Below are 238 nucleotides of genomic sequence, written 5' to 3'. Positions count from 1 at the left end.
CAAATCCTTCCGCTTTTTGTTGTGAGTAAACAGGTCTAGTATTTATTTCATCGAGGCAAAGCGCCTCACTCCAACAAATTAACGCAAGGATTTATATCATGAAAAGCATCAAAACATTTGTCGCAGTTATCGCACTGGCTACGTCTTTCGGTTCTTTCGCTGCACAGTCTGTGACCGCAACGGATACCACTCTGAGCGGTGCTGAAGCGAAAATCGCCGCGCAGGCTCAGCAGGCTGG

General features: G+C 47.5%; 1 protein-coding gene. It reads left to right on the top strand.

The genetic code is table 11. The features are described 5' to 3' along the window. Positions 1-98: 98 nt before the first annotated feature. Positions 99-238, top strand: a 140-nt coding sequence (locus E0L21_RS24885) for a DUF1471 domain-containing protein (protein ID WP_131413853.1), incomplete at its 3' end; no start/stop codon positions are given.

Origin of the sequence: Kosakonia quasisacchari (assembly GCF_004331415.1) — a bacterium.
Lineage (GTDB): Bacteria > Pseudomonadota > Gammaproteobacteria > Enterobacterales > Enterobacteriaceae > Kosakonia > Kosakonia quasisacchari.
The sequence above is the reverse complement of the archived record's forward strand: the minus strand, read 5'-3'. Positions and strand labels throughout refer to the sequence as shown.